Origin of the sequence: Methylorubrum zatmanii (genome assembly GCF_014845115.1) — a bacterium.
Lineage (GTDB): Bacteria > Pseudomonadota > Alphaproteobacteria > Rhizobiales > Beijerinckiaceae > Methylobacterium > Methylobacterium zatmanii.
Map to the genome: position 1 here is coordinate 1 of NZ_NKUI01000327.1, position 2085 is coordinate 2085.

The 2085-nt window shown below is 69.5% G+C and carries 3 protein-coding genes; all 3 read left to right on the top strand.

Translation table 11 applies throughout. The features are described from left to right. A partial coding sequence (locus tag MZTS_RS24395) for a GDP-mannose 4,6-dehydratase (protein WP_192285891.1) occupies positions 1 to 278 on the top strand: 278 nt, incomplete at its 5' end. Positions 279 to 280: 2 nt separating this feature from the next. Continuing rightward, complete coding sequence (rfbD, locus tag MZTS_RS24400; protein WP_192285893.1) at positions 281 to 1171, top strand: dTDP-4-dehydrorhamnose reductase; 891 nt, start codon at positions 281 to 283, stop codon at positions 1169 to 1171. Between the two features lie 15 nt (positions 1172 to 1186). After that, on the top strand, positions 1187 to 2085 hold an 899-nt coding region (rfbA, locus tag MZTS_RS24405; protein WP_192285895.1), incomplete at its 3' end, for a glucose-1-phosphate thymidylyltransferase RfbA.

The following is a 2085-nucleotide window of genomic DNA, read 5'->3' on the forward strand; positions in this document are numbered from 1 at the left end:
GGCTCTGCGCCGCCTTCGACCGGCTCCGCCCCGAGAACGGCCCGCATGAGCGCCTGATCACCTTTGTCGCCGACCGCCCGGGCCACGACCGGCGCTACGCCATCGACCCGTCCAAGGCCGAGGCCGAGGTCGGCTGGCGGCCGACCAAGGTGTTCGAAGAGGCGCTGGAAGAGACCGTGCGCTGGTATCTCGACAACGAGGCGTGGTGGCGCCCGATCCGCGAGGGCCGCTATTCCGGCGAGCGGCTCGGCCTCGGCGGCTCCCGCAAGAGCGCCTGATCATGGACATCCTGATCCTCGGCGGCGCCGGACAGGTCGGCACCGAGCTGCAGGCCTATCCCTGGCCCGAGGGCGTGTGGGTCCACGCCCCCGACCGGGCCAGCCTCGACATCACCGACGAGGCCGCCGTCGCCGCCGCGCTCGATGAGCGGAGCTATGCCGCCGTCATCAACCCCGCCGCCTACACGGCGGTGGACAAGGCCGAGAGCGACGTGGCGGCCGCCTGGCGCCTCAACGCCCTGGCGCCCGCGATCCTCGCCGCCGAGACGCGCAAGCGGAACATCCCCCTCGTCCATGTCTCGACCGATTATGTGTTCGACGGCTCGGGCGAGGGCTTCTACGCCCCCGATGCAGCCGTGAAGCCGACCAGCGTCTACGGGGCCAGCAAGGCCGCGGGCGAGATGGCGGTGCGCGCCACCAACCCGCGTCACGCCATCCTCCGCACCGCCTGGGTGGTGAGCCCGCACCGGGGCAATTTCGTCAAGACCATGCTGCGCTTGGCGGCCGAGCGCGACCGGCTCACCGTGGTGGACGACCAGCACGGCTGCCCGACTTCCGCCGCCGACCTCGCCGCCGCCCTGGCGACCATCGCCCTGCGGCTTGCCGGGGACGAGGGCGCGCCGACCGGAACCTTCCACTGCGTCAACGACGGCGCGACGACCTGGTGCGGCTTTGCCCGCGCGATTCTCGCCGGGGCGGCCAAGCGCGGCGGCCGCGCGATCCCGGTCGAGGGCATCCCGACCAGCGCCTATCCGACCCCGGCCAAGCGCCCGGCCAATTCCCGCCTCTCCACCCAGAGCCTGACCGACGCCTACGGAATCGCGCCGCGTCCCTGGGAGGCGGCCCTCGACGACATCCTCGACCGGCTGGTCGGGCCGGTTCGCTCCAACTGATCGGGACGTGTTTGCATGAAGGGCATCGTGCTCGCCGGCGGCTCCGGCACCCGGCTCCATCCGGCCACGCTGGCGATCAACAAGCAGCTGCTGCCGGTCTACGACAAGCCGATGATCTACTATCCGATCTCGGTGCTGATGCTGGCCGGCATCCGCGAGATCCTGATCATCTCCTCGCCCGAGCATCTCGGCAATTACCAGCGCCTGCTCGGCACCGGTGAGCAGTTCGGCCTGACCTTCTCCTACGCGGTGCAGCCGCGCCCCGAGGGGCTGGCCCAGGCCTTCATCATCGGGCGCGACTTCGTCGGCACGGACGACGTGGCCCTGGTGCTGGGCGACAACCTGTTCTTCGGCAACGGCATGAGCGACCTGCTCGCCAAGGCCCGCACCCGCAAGAGCGGGGCGACGGTGTTCGCCTACCATGTCGATCATCCGGAGGCCTACGGCGTCGTCACCCTCGACGAGAGCGGTCGTCCGCTCCGGCTGGTGGAGAAGCCCAAGACCCCGGAGAGCCCCTGGGCGGTGACGGGCCTCTATTTCTACGACAATCAGGTGCTCGACATCGCCGCGGCGGTGACGCCCTCCGACCGGGGCGAATTGGAGATCACATCGGTCAACCAAGCCTATCTCGAGCGCGGCCAGCTCCATGTCGAGCGGATGAGCCGCGGCTATGCCTGGCTCGACACCGGCACGCACGACAACCTGCTGGAGGCCGGCGAGTTCGTGCGCGTGCTGCAGCACCGGCAGGGGCTTCAGGTCGCCTGTCTGGAGGAGATCGCCTATCTCCAGGGTTTCATCGGCCGCGAGCAGTTGCAGGCGCGGGGCGAGCTGTTCGCCAAGACCAATTACGGCCAGAACCACATGCGCTTCTCCCGTGAGGGACGCACACCTAACGAGGATTTTTGGGATATGAG

What these genes read in the sequence shown, in the direction of transcription:
- rfbD (WP_192285893.1), top strand. Translation starts at nt 281, where the DNA reads ATGGACATCCTGATCCTCGGCGGCGCCGGACAGGTCGGCACCGAGCTG.